This is a genomic window from Arsenophonus endosymbiont of Bemisia tabaci Q2 (assembly GCF_902713415.1).
Classification (GTDB): Bacteria; Pseudomonadota; Gammaproteobacteria; order Enterobacterales; family Enterobacteriaceae; genus Arsenophonus.
This window is the reverse complement of record NZ_CACTIE010000295.1, coordinates 1-1,253: the sequence shown is the minus strand read 5'-3', so window position 1 is coordinate 1,253 and position 1,253 is coordinate 1. Positions and strand designations below refer to the sequence as shown.

Here is a 1,253-nt window from a genome sequence, read left to right as displayed (position 1 = left end):
GTCATTATCAATGCGGGGCATATGGTGGAATATTTTCCTACCTATTCGCCAGATCTTAATCCAATTGAACATAAATGGGCACAAGCTAAATGCAAAAAAAGAGCGCCCAGATGCGACACATATATTTTGTTCGCACTCAATATGCTGTAATCAAAATTAAGTCGCTTAGCTATAACGAAAAACTATTACGCTGTTTTTCGCCTACCTCTTCAATTCTCACCTGCTTACCATGTTGATGATTATCAGCATAAACCATACGCATTTTTTCGAGCCTAATGTTCTGCGTACAATAGCTGGACGGCCCGCTTTTAATGTCGGTTTATGCACATAAAATTCATCAGGATTAACTGCTCCTTGAACAACCATCTCGCCAAGCCCACACGCTGAGGTAATAAAAACTACCTGATCAAAACCTGATTCGATATCCAAAGTAAACATTACGCCCGAAGAAGCTAAATCAGAACGTACCATGCGTTGAATACCAGCAGAAAGCGCGATACCACGATGATCATAACCTTGATTAACTCGATATGAGATAGCCCGGTCGTTAAATAGTGAAGCAAAAACATGTTTAATAGCAACCATTACTGCGTCAATACCTTGTACATTCAAAAAAGTTTCTTGCTGACCTGCAAAAGAAGCATCTGGCATATCTTCTGCAGTAGCAGAAGAACGTACGGCAAACGAAATATCAGACTCATCGGTGGATAATTGCAAAAAAGCCTGCCGAATATCTTGTTCTAATTTATCGCCAAAAGGGGTATGGATGATCCATTTCTGGATTTGGCTACCTGCTTTGGCTAATTGAGTTACATCGTCAATATCAATTTCATCCAATAATTGGTATATACGCTGATTAACCCCACCTTGTTCTAAAAAATCATTGAAAGCTCGGGCGGTAGTGGCAAAACCATTCGGCACCATAACATTCAGATCAGCTAAATGTGTGATCATTTCACCTAAAGAAACGCTCTTTCCATCAACTAAATTAACATCATTCATAGTAAGCTAGTTATACCAAAGTATATTGGATGAAGTACGGCCATTATCGGGCATTGAAAAAGATCCCTTATTAAACTTCATAGGAAGTGTAAATATTTTAGTTAGTTGGCAAAAATTATCTCATCATTAAGACTAACATAGTGTTGAACCAAAAATGGAATACTGAATCGATCAAGCTCATAATAATATTTTTTAACACCAGATAATCTATCATTCGGCTAAAAAATTTTTACATTTGATCTTTATTATTA

The 1,253-nt window shown here is 37.3% G+C and carries 2 protein-coding genes and 1 pseudogene; 2 read left to right on the top strand and 1 reads right to left on the bottom strand.

What is annotated here, in order from left to right:
• The first annotated feature begins 21 nt into the window (after window positions 1-21).
• Together ARSQ2_RS15150 and ARSQ2_RS11445 are read left to right on the top strand one after the other, a co-directional pair.
• Window positions 22-150, top strand: a complete 129-nt coding sequence (locus ARSQ2_RS15150) for a transposase (RefSeq protein WP_181995358.1) — start codon at window positions 22-24, stop codon at window positions 148-150.
• Window positions 90-236, top strand: a complete 147-nt coding sequence (locus ARSQ2_RS11445) for a hypothetical protein (protein ID WP_181995357.1) — start codon at window positions 90-92, stop codon at window positions 234-236. Before ARSQ2_RS15150 ends, ARSQ2_RS11445 begins: the two co-directional genes overlap by 61 nt.
• Here the strand turns inward: ARSQ2_RS11445 and ARSQ2_RS11440 are convergent.
• Window positions 173-1,002, bottom strand: a pseudogene (locus tag ARSQ2_RS11440) (PEP/pyruvate-binding domain-containing protein); the annotation flags it as partial. The gene ARSQ2_RS11445 and the pseudogene ARSQ2_RS11440 sit on opposite strands and share 64 nt — an antisense overlap.
• Between the last annotated feature and the right edge of the window lie 251 nt (window positions 1,003-1,253).

What these genes read in the sequence shown, in the direction of transcription:
- ARSQ2_RS11445 (WP_181995357.1), top strand. Translation starts at nt 90, where the DNA reads ATGCAAAAAAAGAGCGCCCAGATGCGACACATATATTTTGTTCGCACT.
- ARSQ2_RS15150 (WP_181995358.1), top strand. Translation starts at nt 22, where the DNA reads ATGGTGGAATATTTTCCTACCTATTCGCCAGATCTTAATCCAATTGAA.